Below are 21,726 nucleotides of genomic sequence, written 5' to 3'. Positions count from 1 at the left end.
TCTATGAAATATGCAGTTATTGTCTTTCCAGGTTCCAACTGTGATGCGGATATGTTTCATGCTATCTCAGATGCACTTGGTGAAGAAGTAGAATATGTATGGCATGCGGAGACAGATTTGGACAAATTTGATGGTATTTTGATACCAGGGGGCTTTTCTTATGGAGACTACTTACGTTCAGGGGCAATCGCCCGCTTTGCGAACATCATGGAGTCTGTAATTGAAGCTGCAGAAGCTGGAAAGCCTGTACTTGGCGTATGTAATGGATTCCAAATTCTTCTTGAAGCTGGATTATTACCAGGGGCGATGAAGCGTAACGAAAACTTAAAATTCATTTGCCGTCCTGTTGATTTAGTTGTTGAAAACAATGAAACATTATTTACCTCAGAATATGAGCAAGGTCAAGTGATCTCAATTCCTGTCGCTCACGGTGAAGGAAACTATTATTGTGATGAGGAAACACTCGTATCGTTAAAAGAAAACAAGCAAATCGTCTTCACTTATAAGACGAATGTTAACGGTTCGCTTGAGCAAATTGCTGGTATTATGAATGAACGAGGAAATGTACTTGGGATGATGCCTCACCCAGAGCGTGCGGTAGAGCCGCTAATAGGCAGTGAAGATGGACTGAAACTATTTAAATCAATTTTGCGAAACTGGAGGGAAACCCATGTCGCTACATCGTGAACCAACTCCTGAAATGATTAAAGAACAAAAGATATATGCAGAAATGGGCTTAACAGATGAAGAATTTGGTATGGTCGAGTCGATTTTAGGTCGCTTACCTAATTATACAGAGCTTGGTTTATTTTCTGTTATGTGGTCAGAGCATTGTAGTTATAAGAATTCAAAAGTTCTTCTAAAGAAATTCCCAGTTGATGGGGAAAAAGTACTTCAAGGTCCTGGAGAAGGAGCTGGAATTATTGATATTGGCGATGACCAAGCGGTTGTATTCAAAATTGAAAGTCACAACCACCCATCTGCTATTGAGCCATACCAAGGTGCGGCAACAGGTGTAGGCGGAATTTTACGTGATGTATTTTCAATGGGGGCCCGTCCGATTTCTATTTTAAACTCACTACGATTTGGTGAACTAACTTCGCCGAAAGTGAAATATTTATTTGAAGAAGTCGTTGCAGGGATTGCGGGATACGGAAACTGCGTAGGTGTCCCAACAGTAGGTGGAGAAATTCAATTTGACCCTTGTTATGAAGGAAACCCGCTTGTGAACGCTATGTGTGTTGGTTTAATTGATCATAAGGATATTAAAAAAGGACAAGCAAAAGGTGTAGGTAATACGGTAATGTACGTTGGTGCTTCTACTGGTCGTGACGGTATTCACGGAGCCACATTTGCTTCTGAAGAGTTAAGCGAAGCCTCTGAAGAGAAGCGTCCAGCAGTTCAAGTTGGAGATCCATTTATGGAAAAACTTTTACTTGAAGCAAGTCTTGAAATTATCCAATCAGATGCATTAGTTGGAATTCAAGATATGGGTGCTGCAGGTCTTACATCTTCTTCGGCAGAGATGGCGAGTAAAGCGGGTTCAGGTATCGTAATGAACTTAGATGAAGTTCCACAACGGGAAAAGAATATGACACCTTATGAAATGATGCTTTCCGAGTCACAGGAACGTATGCTGATCGTTGTTCAAAAAGGAAGAGAAGCAGAAATCCGTGAGATCGTTGAGAAATGGGGTTTAATGTGTCGTGAGATTGGATACGTTACAGATGATAAAAAGTTACACCTTCTTCACAAAGGTGAAGTTGTAGCTGATGTTCCAGTAGATGCACTTGCTGAAGATGCACCTGTTTATCACAAACCATCTAAAGAACCAGCTTACTATAGTGAGTTCCAATCACAAGAAAACGTTGCTCCTGAAATTGAAGATGCAAAAGAAGCACTCATTAACTTACTTTCCCAACCTACGATCGCTAGTAAAGAGTGGGTGTATGATCAATATGATTATATGGTTCAAACCAATACAGTTGTTTCACCTGGATCTGATGCAGCGGTAGTTCGTATCCGTGGAACAGAAAAAGCATTAGCAATGACAACAGATTGTAACTCTCGCTACTTATACCTAGACCCAGAAGTTGGCGGAAAGATTGCGATTGCTGAGGCGGCACGCAATATCGTTTGTTCTGGTGCAGAACCACTAGGAATTACAGACTGCCTTAACTACGGTAATCCAGAACGTCCAGAAATCTTCTGGCAATTAGAGAAATCAACAGATGGTATGAGTGAAGCATGTCGCACGTTTGGTGTTCCAGTTATTGGTGGTAACGTTTCTCTTTATAACGAAAGAAGTGGAGAAGCTGTGTATCCAACACCTACAATTGGGATGGTCGGTTTAATCGAGAAAACAGAATATATTACAACACAGAATTTTAAAGAAGCTGGAGACGTAATTTATCTTCTCGGGGATACAAAGAAGGAATTTGGCGGTAGTGAGCTTCAAAAGTTAGTCGAAGGACGTATTTCAGGTAAAGCACCTGTTATTGATTTAGAGGAAGAGAAACAACGTCAACAACAATTATTACAAGCCATCCGTTCAGGACTTGTCCAATCTGCTCATGACATCGCTGAAGGTGGATTAGGGGTCGCTGTTGCTGAAAGTATGATTGACGGTGAAGTAGGAGCTTCTGTGAAGATTGGCGAAGATGTCATTACTGAACTTTATGCTGAATCTCAATCACGCTTTGTTGTTACTGTGAAAAAAGAAAACCAAGCACAATTTGAACAGATTGTAGACGCTAAAGTAATCGGTGAAGTCACAAACGATAAAGTACTTACCATTAATTCAAATAATCAAGTTTTGTTTACTGCAACACAAGAAGAACTTGCTACAGCTTGGAAAGGAGCTATTCCATGCTTGCTGAAATCAAAGGCTTAAATGAAGAGTGTGGGGTATTTGCCGTCTGGGGACACAAAGATGCAGCCCAAATCACGTACTACGGTTTGCACAGTCTGCAACACCGCGGACAAGAAGGGGCAGGTATTGTCGTTACGGATGGAGAAAAATTAACAGCTCATAGAGGGTTAGGTCTTGTTAATGAAGTGTTTGCTTCAAACGACTTTGAAACACTATATGGTAAAGCAGCTATTGGTCACGTTCGTTATGCAACGGCAGGAGGAGGCGGTTTAGCCAATGTTCAGCCTCTTCTTTTCCGTTCACAGACAAGTAGTCTTGCGATTGCCCATAACGGAAATCTAGTGAATGCCAATCAATTGAAGCACCAACTCGAGAGCATGGGAAGTATTTTTCAGTCTACTTCTGATACTGAAGTATTAGCTCACCTTATTAAAAGAAGTACGTATCCTCGTTTAGAAGATAAAATGATGAACTCTTTAACCATGATAAAAGGAGCTTATGCTTTTGTCGTGTTAACGGAAAATAAACTAATGGTCGCATTAGATCCTCATGGGTTAAGACCACTTTCTTTAGGAAAACTGGGAGAGGCATATGTTGTTGCATCTGAAACTTGTGCTTTTGACGTAGTTGGAGCAAAATTTGAGCGAGAAGTAAAACCAGGTGAACTAATCGTCATTGACGATGAAGGAATTAGAAGTGAAATGTTTGCGCAATCTTCTGGAAGAGCCATTTGCAGTATGGAATATATTTATTTTGCTCGCCCTGATAGTAATGTTGATGAAATCAATGTTCATAAAGCGCGAAAAAATTTAGGAAAACAACTTGCTTTACAAGCACCAATCGAAGCAGATGTTGTGACAGGAGTACCTGATTCAAGTATTTCTGCAGCCATTGGTTATGCAGAACAAACAGGAATTCCCTACGAATTAGGATTAATCAAAAATCGTTACGTCGGTCGTACATTTATTCAGCCTTCACAAGAATTACGTGAACAGGGTGTAAAAATGAAACTTTCAGCAGTCCGTGGTGTAGTTGAAGGTAAGCGAGTCGTTATGATCGATGATTCGATCGTACGCGGTACAACTAGCCGTCGAATTGTAAAAATGTTAAGAGAAGCTGGGGCAACAGAAGTACACGTGCGTATTAGTTCACCGCCAATTACGAACCCTTGCTTTTATGGTATAGATACATCTACAAAAGAAGAATTAATTGCTGCAAGTAATAGTATTGAAGAAATGAGAGAAATGATGGGCGCTGATAGTTTGGAGTTTTTAAGCGTTGAAGGTATGCTCGAAGGAATTGGTAGATCGAATGAAGATACTAATTGCGGACAATGTGTTGCATGTTTTACAGGGAATTATCCAACAGAAATTTATCCTCATACAATGCACCCTCACGATAAGTGCTAGAGTACGTGGATGGGAGGAAAAACGATGTCTGAAGCATATAAAAAAGCTGGAGTCGATATAGAAGCTGGCTATGAAGCAGTAGAACGTATGAAAAAACATGTAGCCAGAACGAAACGTCCCGAAGTACTAGGTGGACTTGGGTCATTTGGAGGCATGTTCGATCTTTCTCAGTTTAATCTTAAAGAGCCAGTCCTTGTTTCTGGAACGGACGGTGTTGGTACAAAGTTAATGCTCGCTTTTATGATGGATAAACACGACACTATAGGTATTGATGCCGTTGCGATGTGTGTTAATGATATTGTTGTTCAAGGGGCAGAACCATTGTACTTCCTTGATTATATAGCGTGTGGAAAAGCGGTGCCTGAACGAATTGAAGCGATTGTTAAAGGAATTGCCGATGGATGTGAACAAGCAGGGTGTGCGATTGTTGGCGGTGAAACTGCGGAAATGCCAGGCATGTATTCTGAAGAGGAATATGATTTAGCTGGATTTGCCGTTGGAATAGGAGAAAAGTCAGAACTTATTACAGGAAATGATATTGAAGAGGGCGATGTAATTATCGGAATTGCTTCAAATGGACTTCATTCCAACGGATTTTCGTTAGTACGTAAAGTTTTGCTTGATCAAGCCAAATTATCACTTCAAGAAGAGATCCCAAGTTTAGGTCGAGCATTAGGTGATGAGTTACTTCAACCTACGAGAATATATGTGAAGCCATTACTACAAATTATGAAAGAATTCAAGGTTAAAGGGCTTGCACACATCACGGGTGGCGGGTTTTATGAAAATATTCCGAGAATGTTACCAGACGGTGTAGGCGCGCATATTGACTTTGGATCTTGGCCAATACACGCCATCTTTGAACTTATTCAAAATAAAGGTGACATTTCAAGTAAAGATATGTTTTCTACATTTAATATGGGGATTGGCATGGCAGTCGTCGTCTCTGAAGATGAGTTGCAACCTGTTCTCCAAAAGTTAAGTGAGAGTGGTGAAAAAGCTTATATTATCGGTCGCGTGACCAAAGAAGCAGGCGTGTCTATTGGAGGACTCGAGTAATGAAAAATATAGCTGTTTTCGCTTCTGGAAGTGGTTCTAATTTTCAAGCGATTATTAATGAGATTGAGCGAGGCGAGCTAAGTGCTCACATCGCTCTTCTCGTTTGTGATAAATCAGAAGCTAAGGCGATCGAAAGGGCAAAATCACACGAGATTGACACGTTTGTATTTAACCCAAATGCCTATGTGAGTAAGGAAGAGTTCGAACAAGAGATTGTCGATGAATTACAAACAAGAAATATTGAGTTCATTGTTCTAGCTGGGTATATGCGACTAATTGGAACAACATTATTGCGTTCCTTTGAAGGAAAGATTGTCAATATTCACCCTTCTTTATTACCATCCTTTCCTGGTAAAGATGCAATTGGACAAGCTCTTCTTGCAGGTGTAAAAGTGACAGGTGTTACAATTCATTATGTGGATGAAGGAATGGATACAGGACAAATCATCGCTCAAGAAGCAGTTTCTGTAGATGAAGATGAAACAAGAGAAACATTAACGACAAAAATCCAACAGGTAGAGCATCGCCTGTATTATAAAACTTTAAAAGATCTTTTATCTAAATAAGGAGGCCACTAAGATGTCAATCAAACGTGCATTAGTTAGTGTATCAAATAAAGAAGGGATCGTTCCTTTCGTTCAACAATTAGTAGAGTTAGGTGTAGAAGTCGTTTCTACTGGAGGAACAAGAAAGGCACTAGAAGAGGCTGGGGTTAACGTCATTGGAATTTCTGAAGTAACTGGCTTTCCAGAGATTTTAGATGGACGTGTGAAAACATTACACCCGAATATTCACGGTGGACTATTAGCAATGCGTGAAAGTGAGGATCATCTTTCGCAACTTCAAGAACATAATATTACTCCGATTGACTTAGTAGTTGTTAACTTATACCCATTCCAACAAACGATTGCTAAACCTGACGTTACATTTGCTGATGCAATTGAAAATATCGACATTGGTGGCCCGAGCATGTTACGTGCAGCAGCAAAAAACCATGCACATGTGACGGTTGTTGTAGATCCAACTGATTACGAAACTGTTATCGCGCAACTGAAAGAAGAAAGTAAGGTTGCAGAAGATACTCGTAAAAAATTAGCTGCAAAGGTTTTCCGTCATACAGCTGCTTATGATGCGGTAATTGCTGAATACTTAACAAAAGAAGTAAATGAAGAAAACCCTGAATCATTAACGGTTACATTCGAAAAGAAACAAGATCTTCGTTACGGAGAAAATCCTCACCAAAAAGCTGCTTTTTACCGTAAACCACTTGGTCCGACGACATCGATTGCACAAGCTGAACAACTTCATGGTAAAGAGTTGTCTTACAACAACATTAATGATGCTGACGCGGCAGTAGCCATCGTGAAAGAATTTCAAGAGCCAGCAGTAGTTGCGATTAAGCATATGAATCCTTGTGGTGTTGGTGTTGGTGAGACGATTGAGCAAGCGTATGATAAAGCGTATGACGCTGACCCAGTATCGATTTTCGGTGGAATTATTGCAGCTAATCAAGAAATAGATCGGGAAACGGCGTTAAAGATGAAAGAAATTTTCTTAGAAATTATTATCGCTCCTTCATTTACAGCGGAAGCTTTAGAAATTTTAACAACGAAGAAAAATTTACGACTATTAACATTACCAATTGAAAAAGCTAATAAAGCTGAACTAAAACTTACAACAATCCACGGTGGTGCACTCGTACAAGAGGAAGATACGTTTGGATTAGATGAAGCTACAATTAGTGTAGCAACAAAACGTGAACCGTCTGAAGAAGAGTGGAAAGCTTTGAAGTTAGCCTGGAAAGTTGTAAAACATGTGAAATCGAATGCCATTGTTTTAGCTAAGAATGAGATGACGATCGGAGTAGGCGCAGGTCAAATGAACAGAGTTGGTGCTGCAAAAATTGCAATCGAACAAGCTGGTCAGGAAGCAAAAGGAGCTGTAATGGGATCAGATGCCTTTTTCCCAATGAATGATACAGTCGAGGAAGCAGGAAAGGCTGGAATTACAGCAATTATTCAACCAGGTGGTTCAATCCGAGATGAGGATTCGATTGCGAAGGCTAATGAGTTAGGTATCGCGATGGTATTTACAGGAGTTCGTCATTTTAAACACTAAAATGAAGGGGGATAAGAACCATGAAAGTACTAATTGTCGGTAGTGGTGGACGAGAGCATACGATAGCTTGGAAAGCAGCACAAAGTTCAAAAGTTAAACAAGTCTTCGTTGCGCCAGGTAATCCTGGAATGAAAGATGTTTCGACGATTGTAGAGATCTCAGAAAATGATCACAAACAATTGATCGAATTTGCTAAAAAGGAGCAAATTGATTTAACGATTGTAGGGCCAGAGGTACCTTTGCTAGATGGAATTGTTAATCAATTTCAAGAGGCAGGGTTGAAGATTTTCGGCCCACAAAAAGAAGCTGCATTAATTGAAGGCAGTAAATCATTTGCTAAAGAAATTATGCATAAGTACAACATCCCTACTGGTTATTATGAAACATTTACTTCGTATGAGGAAGCAAAAGCTTATGTAGAAGAAAAAGGAGCACCGATCGTTATTAAAGCGGATGGTTTAGCGGCTGGAAAAGGTGTTGTTGTTGCGATGACTATTGAAGAGGCAACGACTGCTCTTTATGAAATGCTAGAAAATAGTCGGTTTGGTAAAGCAAGTGCTAAGGTCGTTATCGAGGAATATTTAGCAGGTGAAGAGCTTTCTTTAATGGCATTTGTTCATGGGGACATTGTACTTCCGATGGTTGGAGCTCAAGACCATAAGCGAGCATATGACAATGATGAAGGTCCAAATACAGGTGGCATGGGAGCTTATTCTCCAGTTCCCCAATTTGATGATGCATCCGTACAAGAAGCGGTTGAAAAGGTTTTACAACCGATGGCGAATGCAATGATTGCAGAAGGACGCCACTTTACAGGTATTTTATACGCCGGTTTAATGATGACTGATCAAGGACCTAAAGTTATTGAGTTTAATGCTCGCTTTGGTGACCCTGAAACACAAGTTGTTTTGCCGCGCTTAGCTTCAGATATGGTTGACGTAATTGACAAACTGTTAGATGGAGAAGCTGTTGAACTAAAATGGTCTGATGAAGCTGTTGTTGGTGTCGTTATGGCCTCTAAAGGATATCCACTAGAATATGAAAAAGGTGCTGTAATTGATGGATTGCAGACGGTAGAAAAAGAAACGCTTGTTTTTCATGCAGGAACGAAATTAGAAGGAGAAAAATTTGTAACCAATGGCGGTAGAGTTTTACTTGTCGCAAGAAAGGCTCAAACCTTAAAAGAAGCTCAAGACCAAGTGTATCAAGAGATTGAAAAAGTACAAAGTGATGGGCTATTTTTCCGAAAAGACATCGGAAACAAGGCTATCGGGCGCGCTTTTTCTTCATAAAAAAATAAACAATAACAATAATCGAACCAATGACTGAAGCGTAAATAAATAAAGAATCGATTGCAAATTCTGTTAACATGATAAATCATCTCCTTGTAATTAAGGGGCTACTCAATCGTATCTATGCACCTTGTGGTGTTTAGCATAGTACTGTATGTTTTGTAGTACGAGTGCACAGAAACGATTTAATGAGTTAGCCTCTTTTTTTTAACATGATTCAAGCCTTAATTTCATAAAGTAAGGAACAAGACTAGCTGTTAATTCGTTCTTCAAACTTTTCAGCTTGAGGTGTCGTCTGTTGTTCATTATTTTGTCTTTTTATTTGCACAATTTGCTCTTCAAACATATAAGTTATGGGGCAGAACCGAGTTATTCCTTCTGCTACCTTCATTCCACCCATCATAGCAATGAACAGTGGCATATTTTGGTTTGGTTTTCGGACCAATTTTGCAGTAGCCCATGCTAGTAAGGAAAATCCGCAACTGATACGAACGAATGCATTTATTAATCCAATATTTGGTTTCATCGTAGAAAACCCCCTCACATAAAAAATGTTTTTAAAAAATTCAAATAAAGTTATATAACTTTAATGTGTTAAACGGTGAAAATATGGTACGATAATATAAACATCCTCAAATAAGAAATGGGTGAAGGAAATGGCTGAAACTATCTATCGTTGGACAAAAAAATTATTAAGACAACAACTAGCGGTCATTCGTGGAGAGTTAGCCCCTACTGTTGTTTTAAAAAATACCACATATTTAAATAGTGTAAGAAAAAAGTGGCTGAAAGCTAATATATGGATTTATCAAGACCGGATCGTATATGTGGGCGATCAAATGCCAGGGATGACAAAAGGAACTACGGTTTATGATTGTAGTGGTCAGTATATCGTACCAGGTTATATTGAGCCGCATTCACATCCGTTCCAGTTATATAATCCCCACAGCTTTGCTAAATATGCATCGACTAGAGGGACAACAACATTGATTAATGATAATTTAATGATCTTTTTACATCTCGAAAAAAAGAAAGCGCTTTCTTTAATAGAGGAATTGGATGAGCTACCAACTTCAATGTATTGGTGGGCCCGATATGATGCACAAACGGAAATTGGAGAGGAAGAAGAGTACTTTTCAAATTCACGTATGAAGTCCTGGCTTGAACATCACCTTGTCGTTCAAGGTGGAGAACTTACTTCTTGGCCAAAGGTTTTAGCAGGTGATGACTCGATTTTACATTGGATGCAGGAAACAAGGCGGTTACGAAAGCCGATTGAAGGACATTTTCCTGGGGCTTCTGAACGAACGCTTACTCAGATGGCGTTGTTAGGAGTGACATCTGATCATGAAGCGATGACAGGCGAAGATGTAGTGACGCGATTAAATCTAGGATACACAACTTCTCTCCGTCATTCATCCATTCGTCCTGATTTACCAAGATTGTTAAAAGAAATGATTGGATTAGGTGTTGATGAATTTTCGAATTGTTTATTAACAACGGATGGCTCGACCCCTACATTTTATGAGCAGGGAGTAGTGGATCACTTAATTAGTATTGCTATTGAATGTGGTGTCCCTATAGTCGAAGCGTTTAATATGGCAACGTATAATGTAGCGAAATATTACAATTTAGATTATAAAGTCGGAATGATTGCACCTGGACGGATTGCACACCTTAATTTCTTATCAGCTAAGGATAATCCAGTCCCGACTTCTGTTATGGCTAAAGGGCAGTGGATTGTACGCGATGAAACGGTTGTCGAAGAATATGAGAGCTTTCCATGGGCTAAATATGGTATGGAGCCATTACAACTAGAATGGGATATAACGGAAGAAGATCTACATTTTTCGATGCCAATGGGTATTGAACTTGTGAATTCTGTTATTCTTAAACCATTTCAAATATCAGTTGAAGGTACAGGAGAACACTTGTCTAAAAAACATTGTGAAAGTTTCTTTGTCTTACTAGATCGCAAAGGAAAATGGCGTATAAATACGATTATTAAAGGTTTTGGAAATGAGATTTCTGGATTTGCTAGTTCGTTTTCTCATACTGGAGATATTGTTTTAATTGGTAAGAATAAAAAGGATATGATGATTGCATTTGAACAATTGAAACAACAAGGGGGCGGCATCGTTCTCGTTGAAGATGAAAACGTCATTAGTAATATTCCTTTAAGGTTAATGGGAACAATGTCAGACCAACCAATGAATGAAGTGATTGAAAGTGAGAAACACCTTGTGGGTGAATTAAAGCGCCGTGGTTATCCATACGAAGATCCAATTTACAGTTTGTTATTCATCTCGTCTACGCATTTGCCGTACATTCGTGTAACGCAACATGGAATATATGATGTTTATAATAAAAAAGTACTCTTTCCTTCAATTATGCGTTAAACTATTAAAGGGTACCAAATTAATAATTGTGGTCAAAGGTCGTGTAATAATTGAAGAAATCATCGAAAATTCTATTAGCAACAGTACTAGCGATAGTAATTAGTACAGGATGTAGCAAAGAAAAGGAAACAGTTCAAGACAGTGTCGATCCTGTTGAAACTGAGGAAACCGAGGAAGAGGTTATTGAATTCGATAACGTATTTCCGTTAACTGGTATATCAACAAACGCATCAATTGACCACCATCCAGTTGCTGTTACGATTAATAATCATCGCCAAGCTAGGCCACAATCAGGGTTAGTAGATGCAGATATTGTTTATGAAGTTTTAGCTGAGTATGAGCTGACACGATTAGTCGCCATCTATCATAGTCACCAGCCCAGTAATATAGGACCAGTACGAAGTGCGCGAGGTTATCACATTGATTTGTCAAAAGGTTATGATGCGTTTTTTGTCAGTCATGGCTGGAGCCCTGAAGCCAAAGATAGATTACTGATTCAAAATGAAACAGAACACATTAATGGTATGGAAGGGAATAATGATGGAGCTCTATTTAAGCGATCGTCTGAACGGAAAGCTCCTCATAACTCGTATATTTCATTTGCGAATATCGAGAAGGGATTAGAAAGTAAAGGTTATAACTTGAGTGGAGAAGCAAAACCGCTATCTTTTTATGAAGATATTGAGGTCGCAATTGATGGCTTTCCTGCAAGTGAAGTTAAGGTCCTTTATAATAACCTTTATGACGTGACATATAAGTATGATGAGGCTCGGAAAGCGTATTCTCGTTATAATGGTTCTTCTCAATCCATCGATTATGAAACTGAAGTACCTTTAAACCTTCATAATATTTTTATTGTCGAAGCAGAGCATAAAGTCGTTGACGATCAGGGGCGACGCCAAATCAACTTAACATCTGGTGGAAAAGCCATATTACTACAAAACGGCGTTTCGATTGAGTTAGAATGGGTAAATGAAGATGGTAGAATTTTACCTGCTAAAAATGGTGAAATCATAAAATTACTACAAGGTCAAACTTGGATTAATATTATTCCAACGAGCATTGAACAAAGAGTTGTAATTGAAGAATAGGAAGAGGTGAATAAATTGCAAATTAATAAGTTACGTGGGAAAGAATTAGACCAACTATTTAATGCAATATTATCGCTGCAAGATTTAGAGGAATGTTATCAATTTTTTGATGATTTATGTACGATTAATGAAATACAATCATTAGCGCAACGGCTTGAAGTCGCTCGAATGCTTCAATTAGGTTACACGTATCATAAAATCGAAACAGAGACAGGCGCAAGTACAGCTACTATTTCACGCGTGAAACGTTGTTTAAATTATGGGAATGATGGCTATAAGATGACACTAGATCGTGTCCATAACGACGATAAAGAAACAAATGAATAAAAAAACAGGCGATTGAGTAATTTATATTTCTCAACCGCCTGTTTTTTTGTTTTTGTGAAGTAATTATGCCTGCTAGAGTCGTCTACGTGTCCGCTGGAGGAAAAATATAGGAGAAAGAGGGAACGAGAGAGTCATCAACGTGCCTGCTTGAGGAAAAAATTAGGGGGAATTGGGAACAAAAGAGTCATCTGCGTGCCCTCTTGAGGGAAAAATTAGGAGAAAGCAGGAACGAAAGAGTCGCCTACATGCCCGCCTGAGGAAAAAATTAGGAGAAAGCAGGAACGAAAGAGTCTAAAGCATGTCCCTCAAGTTTAGGAACGAAACAGCTAAATCAATATGACGATTTGTATTATAAAAAATGGCCATCAAAAAACCCTACCTTTACAGTTACGAGTAGGGTTTCTCAAAAAGCTATACGATGTTTTCGGTTTTATACGGATATATGCTTGAATTTTTTCACGTGAAACAGCCCAGTATCCGTTAGTTTAAGATCAGGGATTACAGGAAGCGCGAGGAATGATAATGTTAAAAAAGGATTGAAATCCCCAGAAAAGCCGAGCAGTGAAAGTGATGTATTTAAACTCTTCATTTGTTCGAGGGTAATTTTATAGTCTTGGTCAGTTAACAATCCAGAGATAGGTAAAGGAAGGGCGTTCAGTAACTTCCCCTCTTTAACAATTGCTATACCGCCTTGCATATCTTCTATTTCTGAAATGGCTTTTACAATATCGCTATCATTAGTTCCGCAAACAATGATGTTGTGCGAGTCATGAGCCACTGTGGTTGCAATTGCTCCCTCTTTTAATTTCATCCCTTTAACTATTCCTAATCCGATATTTCCGGTTTGTTTATGGCGCTCAATTACGGCTAACTTCAATTGATCTTTTTCAATGGAGGAGACAAATAGTTTCTCTTCGATGTCTACCTCTTCTTGTAAATGATTTGTGATTAAGGAATTTGGAATGACTTCAATAATATTGGCTGTTTTTTTTGAAAGAATGATTTTTAGATCGTCTTGTGTCACAGGGTTAATGTTGACACTGTTCGTAAGTGCAACAGGTGTTGGTTTTGGCTCAGTAGTTGTAAGCTTAGCCTGGAGTATTCCTTTTTGAACAACATGTTTTCCTTTTAAAAATACATCCTCAATTGTAACTTGATGAAGATCTGAAATAATAAGTAAATCAGCATCAAACCCTGGAGCAATAGCTCCTTTGTTTTTTAATTGAAAGCATTCAGCAGTATTAAGGGTCGCCATTGAAATCGCTTGTATCGGATCCATCCCGTTCGCAATAGCCAACCGAACATTATGATCGATACTGCCTTCTTCCACTAAATCATCAAGATGTTTATCGTCAGTCACGAATAAACAGCGTCTTGCATTTCGTTCTGTCACTACAGGTAGGAGAGCTTCTAAATCTTTTGCCACGGAACCTTGACGTATCATTAAATACATCCCACGTTGCAGTCTGATTTTCGCTTCTTCGGCAGAAACAGCTTCGTGATCCGATTGAATACCTGCTGCACGGTACGTATTAATCCCGTATTTATTTAAACCAGCTGCGTGTCCATCGATCAGCTTTCCGCTCTGCAACGCAGAAGTTAGTTTATTAACCATTTTTTCGTTGCCATTAAGAACAGATGGAAAATCCATGACTTCCGCTAGCCCAAGTACATTTGGGTCATTATAAAATGGGGTAATATCTTCCGCTTCTAGAACAGCTCCTGCATTTTCAAATGGAGTTGCAGGGACGCAGGATGGGATCATGAAATAAATATCAAGTAACGATTGTTTACTATTATCAATTAAATATTGTATTCCTTCTGTGCCAGAAACATTTGCAATCTCATGAGGATCAGCAATTAGCGTCGTAACACCATGAGGAACAAGAACTTTTTCAAGTTGTTGTGGAATAAGCATAGACGACTCAATATGAACGTGCCCATCGATAAAAGTAGGACAAATATAACACCCTTTTGCATCAAAATAAGTATTTCCTCTATAAGAACCTATCCCAACAATTTTTCCATTCGTAATAGCAACATCTTCTTCAATGATTTCGCCGTTAAAAACATCGATGATTTTTCCGTTTTTGATGACAAGATCTGCTTGTTCCGTTCGAGCTGCAGTATGAATGTAATAATAGATGTTATTGATCATGAAAGCCCCCTTATGGATCTTTTTCTAACTTTTAAAATCATTTTGTATAGTATAACAACGTTGCTTAGAAAATGTTAGTTGTTGGTATAAAAATGTTCCAATATTTTTTAAAGGGGTCAGCTCTTAGAATGACGAGCTATTTTTGATATAATCATTCAGTGAAGATAAATGTTACGATGATGGAGGATAACAGTCATGCTTGAATATAAAGATTGGAAGCATGCCTTTAAATTAGACCCGAATAAAGAAATTAGCGATCGAGATTTAGAGGCAATTTGTGAATCTGGGACAGATGGAATAATCGTTGGAGGTACTGACGGGGTCACGCTCGATAATACGCTTAGTTTATTAGCGAGAATACGTCGATTTTCGGTTTCGTGTGTGCTAGAAGTTTCAAATATCGAAGCTTTAACCCCAGGATTTGATTATTATTTTATTCCTACGATTTTAAATAGTAATGATCTACAGTGGGTGACAAAGCTTCATCACCAAGCTGTAAAAGAATTTGGGCCGATTATGAATTGGGATGAAATTGTTATGGAAGGGTATTGTATACTCAACCCAGATGCAAAAGTAGCGCAAGTAACAGAGGCAGATACAAAACTACAAGAGGACGATGTGGTTGCATACGCAAGAATGGCAGAGCATATGTATCGCTTACCCATATTTTATATAGAATATAGTGGGGCATACGGCAATCCATCTGTCGTACAAGCTGTAAAAGAGGTATTGAAACATACTCGATTGTTTTATGGTGGTGGAATTACAAATCTAGCACAAGCAAAAGAAATGGCGCAGTTTGCTGATACAATCATCGTAGGTAACATCATCTATGATAATATAGAAGCTGCACTAGCTACAGTAAATGCAGTATGAAAATAGGTTGTTGAAAATAAAAAGATACAGTAAAATAAACGAGATAAGAACATATGTTTGGTGGTGTGGATGTGCAAAGTAAATTAATGGAAAAGATGTTATCAGGGTTAAATCCAGAACAAAGAAAAGCCGTTCAACATACAGAAGGACCTTTATTACTAATGGCTGGAGCTGGAAGTGGTAAAACGAGAGTTTTAACGCACCGAATTGCCTATATCATTCGTGAAAAGGGAGTAGCGCCGTACAATATTCTCGCAATTACATTTACAAATAAGGCAGCACGAGAAATGAAAGATCGTGTAGCTCAAATTGTAGGTGGAACTGCCGAAAATATATGGATTTCGACGTTCCACTCGATGTGTGTCCGAATATTAAGAAGAGATATCGACCGAATTGGGTTTAGCCGCAATTTTACTATATTAGATGGGTCCGATCAATTGTCCGTGATTAAACAAATTTTAAAAACAAAAAATATTGATCCGAAAAAATTTGAGCCCAGAAGTATTTTAGGTACGATTAGTTCTGCCAAAAATGAATTGAAAAGAGCGGAAGAATTCTCCAAAACAGCAAGTAGTCTGTATGAACAAACTGCAGCGGAAGTTTATGTGGAGTATGAGAAGCAGTTAAGGAAAAATCAATCATTAGACTTTGATGATCTTATCATGACAACGATTAGGCTGTTTAAACTTGTACCTGAAGTTCTGGAATATTATCAACGAAAATTTCAATATATTCACGTCGATGAGTATCAGGATACAAATAAAGCTCAATACGTACTAGTGAATATGCTTGCTGAAAAGTATAAAAATATTTGTGTTGTTGGAGACTCGGATCAATCTATTTATCGTTGGCGTGGTGCGGATATTGCTAATATCCTTTCATTTGAAAAAGACTATCCAAGCGCAACTGTTATTTTGTTAGAGCAAAATTACCGATCGACAAAAACAATCTTAGAAGCAGCAAACAAGGTGATCGAAAAGAACTCTAAAAGAAAGCCAAAAAAGCTTTGGACTGAAAATGAAGAAGGATGTAAAATTGTTCGTTATGAAGCTGATACTGAGCAAGATGAGGCATATTACGTTATTGGAAAAATTAAAGAAGCGACGCGTAGCGGCAGTAGTAACTCTGATGTAGCGATACTTTACCGTACGAATGCTCAATCCCGTGTGATGGAGGAATTACTTGTTAAATCGAATATTGAATATAACATTGTCGGCGGGACGAAATTCTATGATCGTAAAGAAATTAAAGATGTTTTGGCCTACTTACGTTTAATTTCAAACCCTGATGATGATATAAGTTTGCAACGTATTATTAACGTTCCGAAACGTGGAATTGGAGCTGCAACGGTTGACCGTATTTTAGAATATGGAGCTAATCAAGGAATTTCTATGTTTCAAGTACTTCAAGAAATTGAACAAGTTGGACTCAGTGCAAGGGTTGTTAGTAAACTTGATGATTTCTCGAAGCAAATGAATAACTGGATTAATATGCAAGAGTATTTATCTGTCACTGAACTTGTTGAGGAAGTTTTGGAGAAATCAGGATACCGTGACATGTTGAAAAATGAAAAAACAATAGAAGCACAAAGTCGACTAGAAAATATTGATGAGTTTTTATCCGTTACTGTTGAATTTGAAAAAAGCAGTGAGGATAAATCGTTAATTGCATTTTTAACGGACCTTGCGCTTGTTGCTGATATTGATCAACTCGATGAAGATAAGGAAAAGCCAACAGAAGTGGTTACATTAATGACAATGCACTCTGCTAAAGGCTTAGAGTTCCCAATTGTCTTTATTATTGGAATGGAAGAAGGGGTTTTTCCGCATAGTCGGTCTCTTTTTGAAGAGGAAGAAATGGAAGAAGAACGTCGTCTAGCGTACGTAGGAATTACTCGAGCAGAGCAACAGCTATACCTAACTAATGCAAGAAGTCGTACATTGTTTGGTCGTACAAATGCGAATGCACCTTCTCGCTTCCTCAAAGAAATTCCTGAATATTGTTTAGAAGAAGTGGAAAAGCCTGAGCCAATGTGGGCTAAAACCTCTCGTCTTAATTCTCCTAGTATGCCTAAACGAAATGTAACATTTTCAAGACCTGTAGCATCGACTTCAGGTGGAGAAGGGTTTGAATGGGCTGTTGGGGATAAAGCAGAGCATGGAAAATGGGGAATTGGTACGGTCGTGAGTAAGAAAGGTGAAGGAGAACATATTGAACTCGATATTGCCTTTCCGAAGCCTATAGGTGTAAAACGGTTAGTGGCAAAATTTGCGCCGATTAAAAAGGTGTAATGAAAGGGGCGATAACATGGAAAAACATGAAGCGAAATCTCGAATTGAAAAGCTTAGAGAGCTTCTAAATGAATATGGTCACCATTACTATGGATTAGACAAACCGATTGTTTCGGATGCCGAATATGATCAATTAATGCAGGAACTGATCTCACTAGAAGAGCAATTTCCTGAATTTATAACGAGTGATTCTCCGACGGTTCGAGTTGGCGGAGAACCTCTCCCATTTTTTGATAAGGTACAGCATGATGTTCCTATGTTAAGCTTAGGAAATGCATTCAATGAAGACGACTTAAGAGACTTTGACCGTCGCGTAAGGCAAGGTTTAACTAACGGGGAACCGACGTATAGTTGTGAATTGAAAATAGATGGACTAGCAGTTTCATTGAAATATGAACAAGGAAAATTTGTTCGTGGGGCGACACGTGGGGATGGCACGATAGGTGAAGACATTACTCAAAATCTAAAAACGATTCGTTCTATTCCTTTGCGCTTAAAAGAAGAAGTCACGATAGAAGTTCGTGGCGAAGCATTCATGCCGAAAAGCTCATTCACGACATTGAATGAGGCAAAAGAAGCTGTGGGAGAAGAAAAATTTGCGAATCCTAGAAATGCAGCTGCCGGCTCCTTACGTCAGTTAAATCCAAAGGTTGCAGCCAAACGGAATCTTGATATCTTTCTCTATTCAATTAGTAGAATTGAAAACGAAACAATCACCTCACACCATCAAGCATTGAATTATATAAAACAGTTAGGGCTAAAAATTAACCAAGAAAGCCGTTATTGTAAAAGAATTGATGAAGTAATTGAGTATGTCCAAAGTTGGGTTGAAAAGCGTGCTAACTTACCGTATGAAATCGATGGGATCGTAATTAAAGTTGACGCCCTCGAGCAACAAAAAACACTAGGCTTTACTGCGAAAAGTCCACGATGGGCGATTGCATATAAGTTTCCAGCAGAAGAAGTTGTAACAAAATTGACTGGTATTGATTTAAATGTTGGTCGTACAGGGGTAGTGACACCAACAGCGATCCTCGAGCCTGTAACGGTTGCTGGGACTACTGTGAAACGCGCTTCTTTACACAATGAAGATTTAATTCGTGAAAAGGATATAAAGATTGGTGATTCGGTTGTCGTAAAGAAAGCTGGAGACATTATTCCAGAAGTTGTTAACGTACTACTTGAATTACGTACGGGCGAAGAGCAAGATTTTCATATGCCAACTCACTGTCCAGAATGTGAAAGTGAGCTTGTTCGACTTGAAGAGGAAGTGGCATTACGATGTATTAACCCGAAATGCCCAGCTCAAATTCGTGAAGGTTTAACACACTTTGTTTCCCGTAACGCGATGAATATCGATGGCTTAGGAGAGAGAGTGATTGCTCAATTATTTGCAGAAGGTCTCGTCGAAGATGTAGCGGATCTTTATAAGTTGAAACGAGAACAACTAATAGAACTAGAGAGAATGGGCGAGAAGTCTGTTGAAAATCTACTAAACGCAATAGAGACCACTAAGATAAATTCGCTAGAGAAATTATTATTTGGTTTAGGGATACGGTTTGTTGGAGCTAAAGCAGCCAAAACGTTAGCGATGCATTTTGAAACGATAGAAGCGATACAAGAAGCGGATTTCGAGACATTGAAATCAGTAAATGAAATTGGTGAAAAAATGGCCAATTCAATTGTTAATTACTTTGAACAAGTTGAGGTACAAGATTTAATTGGTGAACTTCGTGAACTTGGAGTTAATATGACTTACACAGGACCTAAATTACCTTCAACTGAAGATGTTAAGGAAAGTCCATTCTTAAATAAAACCATCGTACTTACTGGGAAATTAACCCAGTTAACGAGAGATGAAGCGAAGCAAAAGATTGAAGCTTTAGGCGGAAAAGTTACGGGAAGTGTTAGTAAAAAAACTGATTTAGTAGTGGCTGGAGAAGATGCAGGTTCCAAGTTAGCCAAAGCAGAACAGTTAGGTATTACCGTATGGAGTGAAGAACAGTTCATTCAAGAAACTGCTAACTAAGTTGCGAAAATGGATATTTTCTCCTCTTAAATAAACGTTTGTTTAAGACGGAATTCACCGATTTCCTTTATGAACAAACATTTTAGAAATATAGATGAGGAGTGGTGAAGATGATAAAACGAGCGATACCGCTTGTACTCTGTAGTGTCATCTTTTTATCAGGTTGTTTTCCTTTTTTACAACCAGAAGAACAGTTAGTAGAAGAGGAAGAGTATGGGGAAGATCAAACTGTTGAATTGAGTCCAGAAGTATATACACCTGAAAATTATTATCGAAGTGTCTTATATGATGGTTCTTATACTCATGGAGAAGCTAGAGGCTTTAGTACTGCCGTCGTACACAATCGATTGGATTTAGAACATTTGGAATTGGGTTTAATGGAACTGGCAAATGAAAGGTTCGATCCAGATAAGTATTTTTTTAGAGAAGGACAATATATTTCTAGAACTGAATTGAATAATTGGTTAATGCGATATGATGAATCGGATAATCCAAATGGTCTAAATCCTGCACTAGGATCTGGTGATACATTAAGGGAACAAGAAGAGAACCAACCGCGCTACCTTTCTCATATACTAGAACATAATTATCTCGTAGAAAATGCAAATGGACAGCTTGAATTAGGTGGAGTTGTCATCGGGCTATCCATGAATACAATTTATAATTATCGAATTTATGACGAGCAAGGTCGGATATACAGGTACGAGGTGGACATCAATCAGTCCAAGTTAGAGTCAGAAGGCAAACGTATGGCCGAAGAAGTGGTGGCGCGTTTGCGTTCCCCAAATCGTGAAGGTGGAATATTAGAAGATGTCCCAATCATTGTTGCTCTGTTTCAAGAGGAAAAACGAGAAGCCATCGTACCTGGTAATTTTATTATGAAGGGTCTTGCTGAGCCACAACGTCAAATTGATAGGTGGCAAGGAATTAATCAAAAGTATTATTTTTACCCTTCTACTCTTGCAAATAATGAACAGCGAAATGACGCTGAACGTTTTTTAAAGTTTAAAGATGAGATCAATGATTTCTTTGATAACTATGTTGGTGTAGTTGGAATGGGGTCTTATAAAGATGAACAACTAAGGGAATTAACGATTGAAATTCCAATTCGTTTTCAAGGGAAGGCTGAGATTATTGCATTAACGCAGTTTTCGGCAGATCGAATTGCTCAACGTTTTCCTAGCAACTTAAAAATTCAAGTTTATATTACTTCTGTTGTTGGCCAAGAAGCAATTATTGTTAGAAACCCTAATGAAGAACCGTTTATTCACGTTTATCGTTAGGAGAAAATAAGTAACAATTAACGTTTAACAAGTAGAGTACTTATTAACAGTAATGGTGAGGGCGAATTCCTATGTGAATTCGTCTATTTGTTTATATGGCGCATTTTTTTCTTGTAATATTTCGATTATTTGACAAGTGTTGTTATAATGGGGTTTATTGCCTATTAGTACGTAATTTGGTATGATCTATTTATTGTGAAAATGAACGCTTTTTGGAGGTGGAAAAATGGCACGTATCACAAAAGATCAGGTGAAACATGTCGCTCATTTAGCACGTTTATCTGTTACAGAAGAAGAGGCGGAGATGTTTACACAACAACTAGATGCAATCATCTCATTTGCTGAGCAACTAAATGAGCTAGATACGGATGGTATTGAGGCGACTACACATGTACTTGATGTACGTAATGTATTGCGTGAAGATGAAGTAAAACCATCGTTACCGAGAGAAGAGGTATTAAAGAACGCACCAGATGAGCAGGATGGACAAGTAAAAGTTCCGTCGATCCTTGAGTAGAGGAG

General features: G+C 38.5%; 18 protein-coding genes. 15 read left to right on the top strand and 3 right to left on the bottom strand.

The features are described from left to right. Positions 1–3 precede the first annotated feature (3 nt). From purQ to purD, 7 genes are read left to right on the top strand one after another with little or no spacing between them, the layout of a single operon-like run. Positions 4–687 (top strand): phosphoribosylformylglycinamidine synthase subunit PurQ, encoded by a 684-nt coding sequence (gene purQ / locus BK574_RS16080; protein ID WP_078429304.1) that lies wholly within the window; start codon positions 4–6, stop codon positions 685–687. Continuing rightward, positions 671–2,893, top strand: a complete 2,223-nt coding sequence (purL, locus tag BK574_RS16075; protein WP_078429303.1) for a phosphoribosylformylglycinamidine synthase subunit PurL — start codon at positions 671–673, stop codon at positions 2,891–2,893. Before purQ ends, purL begins: the two co-directional genes overlap by 17 nt. Further along, the gene (gene purF, locus BK574_RS16070; RefSeq protein WP_078429302.1) at positions 2,869–4,281 is read left to right on the top strand and encodes an amidophosphoribosyltransferase; all 1,413 of its coding nucleotides are present in this window, start codon (positions 2,869–2,871) and stop codon (positions 4,279–4,281) included. Before purL ends, purF begins: the two co-directional genes overlap by 25 nt. A gap of 24 nt (positions 4,282–4,305) precedes the next feature. After that, positions 4,306–5,340 (top strand): phosphoribosylformylglycinamidine cyclo-ligase, encoded by a 1,035-nt coding sequence (gene purM / locus BK574_RS16065; protein ID WP_078429301.1) that lies wholly within the window; start codon positions 4,306–4,308, stop codon positions 5,338–5,340. Then, positions 5,340–5,906 (top strand): phosphoribosylglycinamide formyltransferase, encoded by a 567-nt coding sequence (gene purN / locus BK574_RS16060; protein WP_078429300.1) that lies wholly within the window; start codon positions 5,340–5,342, stop codon positions 5,904–5,906. Before purM ends, purN begins: the two co-directional genes overlap by 1 nt. 13 nt (positions 5,907–5,919) lie before the next feature. Further along, positions 5,920–7,458: a bifunctional phosphoribosylaminoimidazolecarboxamide formyltransferase/IMP cyclohydrolase gene (gene purH, locus BK574_RS16055; protein WP_078429299.1), complete on the top strand. Its 1,539-nt coding sequence runs from the start codon at positions 5,920–5,922 to the stop codon at positions 7,456–7,458. Between the two features lie 20 nt (positions 7,459–7,478). Then, on the top strand, positions 7,479–8,750 hold the full coding sequence (gene purD, locus BK574_RS16050) for a phosphoribosylamine--glycine ligase (protein ID WP_075388982.1): 1,272 nt from the start codon (positions 7,479–7,481) through the stop codon (positions 8,748–8,750). Here purD and BK574_RS29065 read toward each other — a convergent pair. Together BK574_RS29065 and BK574_RS16045 are read right to left on the bottom strand one after the other, a co-directional pair. After that, positions 8,725–8,829 carry an EYxxD motif small membrane protein gene (locus BK574_RS29065; RefSeq protein WP_338020599.1) on the bottom strand — a complete coding sequence of 35 codons (105 nt, stop codon included), beginning with the start codon at positions 8,827–8,829 and terminating at the stop codon, positions 8,725–8,727. The genes purD and BK574_RS29065 overlap by 26 nt on opposite strands. A 171-nt stretch (positions 8,830–9,000) precedes the next feature. Next, the gene (locus BK574_RS16045; protein ID WP_075388983.1) at positions 9,001–9,276 is read right to left on the bottom strand and encodes a YgaP family membrane protein; all 276 of its coding nucleotides are present in this window, start codon (positions 9,274–9,276) and stop codon (positions 9,001–9,003) included. 130 nt (positions 9,277–9,406) lie between these two features. On the opposite strand from BK574_RS16045, the gene BK574_RS16040 reads away from it, so the two are divergent. From BK574_RS16040 to BK574_RS16030, 3 genes are read left to right on the top strand one after another with little or no spacing between them, the layout of a single operon-like run. Next, entirely contained in the window at positions 9,407–11,149 is a 1,743-nt protein-coding gene (locus tag BK574_RS16040) for an adenine deaminase C-terminal domain-containing protein (protein WP_078429298.1), read from the top strand. A gap of 50 nt (positions 11,150–11,199) precedes the next feature. Then, positions 11,200–12,240, top strand: coding sequence for a DUF3048 domain-containing protein (locus BK574_RS16035; RefSeq protein WP_142247982.1), 1,041 nt, complete (start codon positions 11,200–11,202; stop codon positions 12,238–12,240). 15 nt (positions 12,241–12,255) lie between these two features. After that, entirely contained in the window at positions 12,256–12,567 is a 312-nt protein-coding gene (locus tag BK574_RS16030) for a YerC/YecD family TrpR-related protein (protein WP_075388986.1), read from the top strand. A 430-nt stretch (positions 12,568–12,997) separates the two neighbouring features. Here the strand turns inward: BK574_RS16030 and ade are convergent, their stop codons facing one another. Next, positions 12,998–14,725, bottom strand: a complete 1,728-nt coding sequence (ade, locus tag BK574_RS16025) for an adenine deaminase (protein ID WP_078429297.1) — start codon at positions 14,723–14,725, stop codon at positions 12,998–13,000. A 195-nt stretch (positions 14,726–14,920) separates the two neighbouring features. Between ade and pcrB the strand changes: the two genes are divergently transcribed. The 5 genes from pcrB (at position 14,921) to gatC (ending at position 21,721) form a co-directional block, all read left to right on the top strand. Then, positions 14,921–15,601: a heptaprenylglyceryl phosphate synthase gene (gene pcrB, locus BK574_RS16020; protein WP_078429296.1), complete on the top strand. Its 681-nt coding sequence runs from the start codon at positions 14,921–14,923 to the stop codon at positions 15,599–15,601. Positions 15,602–15,687: 86 nt separating this feature from the next. Then, the gene (pcrA, locus tag BK574_RS16015) at positions 15,688–17,892 is read left to right on the top strand and encodes a DNA helicase PcrA (RefSeq protein ID WP_476559215.1); all 2,205 of its coding nucleotides are present in this window, start codon (positions 15,688–15,690) and stop codon (positions 17,890–17,892) included. A 16-nt stretch (positions 17,893–17,908) separates the two neighbouring features. Continuing rightward, a complete protein-coding gene (gene ligA / locus BK574_RS16010) occupies positions 17,909–19,921 on the top strand; it encodes an NAD-dependent DNA ligase LigA (RefSeq protein ID WP_078429294.1) in 2,013 nt (670 codons plus the stop codon). 110 nt (positions 19,922–20,031) lie between these two features. Next, positions 20,032–21,204 (top strand): CamS family sex pheromone protein, encoded by a 1,173-nt coding sequence (locus BK574_RS16005; RefSeq protein WP_078429293.1) that lies wholly within the window; start codon positions 20,032–20,034, stop codon positions 21,202–21,204. Positions 21,205–21,430: 226 nt separating this feature from the next. Further along, positions 21,431–21,721 carry an Asp-tRNA(Asn)/Glu-tRNA(Gln) amidotransferase subunit GatC gene (gene gatC, locus BK574_RS16000; RefSeq protein ID WP_075388991.1) on the top strand — a complete coding sequence of 97 codons (291 nt, stop codon included), beginning with the start codon at positions 21,431–21,433 and terminating at the stop codon, positions 21,719–21,721. The last annotated feature ends 5 nt before the right edge of the window (positions 21,722–21,726 follow it).

The sequence above is a fragment of the Alkalihalobacterium alkalinitrilicum genome (genome assembly GCF_002019605.1).
In the GTDB taxonomy this organism is placed as follows: Bacteria; Bacillota; Bacilli; order Bacillales; family Bacillaceae_F; genus Alkalihalobacterium; species Alkalihalobacterium alkalinitrilicum.
The sequence above is the reverse complement of the archived record's forward strand: the minus strand, read 5'-3'. Positions and strand labels throughout refer to the sequence as shown.